Here is a 660-nt window from a genome sequence, read left to right as displayed (position 1 = left end):
ACCACGTCTTTCATCGCCTCTGACTGCCAAGGCATCCACCGTATGCGCTTCTTCACTTGACCATATAACCCCAAGCAATCTGGTTATACTGTGAAGACAACATTCGCCGAAAATTCGAATTTCTCAACTAAGAGAACTCACAAATTTTACCTTAGCCTGATCCGTTACCAGTGAAAGTAACGTTCAGTCTATCTTTCTATCACATACCCAAATTTTTAAAGAACGATCTAATCAAAGACTAGAAATCAATATTCACTTCAGAATATTCATTTCTAAACTCTAACAGCAGAAGCAGTTAATGGTGGAGCCAAACGGGATCGAACCGTTGACCTCCTGCGTGCAAGGCAGGCGCTCTCCCAGCTGAGCTATGGCCCCATAACAAAATTGGTGGGTCTGGGCAGATTCGAACTGCCGACCTCACCCTTATCAGGGGTGCGCTCTAACCAACTGAGCTACAGACCCAATTTCGAGCGTCACTGATTAGCTAAGAGCTATCAGCTTGGAGCTTAAAGCTGCTTCTATCGTCTTCTTCAATGAATCAAGCAATTCGTGTGGGAACTTATGGAGCAGCTGATGTCGTCGATTAAGGAGGTGATCCAGCCGCAGGTTCCCCTACGGCTACCTTGTTACGACTTCACCCCAGTCATGAATCACACCGTG

At 46.1% G+C, this 660-nt stretch carries 2 tRNA genes and 1 rRNA gene; all 3 read right to left on the bottom strand.

The features are described 5' to 3' along the window. Positions 1–299: 299 nt before the first annotated feature. Positions 300–375: transfer RNA gene (locus tag HBO41_RS29350), tRNA-Ala, on the bottom strand. A 10-nt stretch (positions 376–385) separates the two neighbouring features. After that, positions 386–462, bottom strand: a tRNA-Ile gene (locus tag HBO41_RS29345). A 122-nt stretch (positions 463–584) separates the two neighbouring features. Then, positions 585–660 (bottom strand): 16S ribosomal RNA (locus tag HBO41_RS29340); the annotation flags it as partial.

Origin of the sequence: Pseudomonas sp. WS 5146, assembly GCF_012985495.1 — a bacterium.
GTDB lineage: Bacteria > Pseudomonadota > Gammaproteobacteria > Pseudomonadales > Pseudomonadaceae > Aquipseudomonas > Aquipseudomonas edaphica.
Note: the sequence above shows the minus strand (reverse complement) of the source record. Positions and strands in the feature narration are given on the sequence as shown.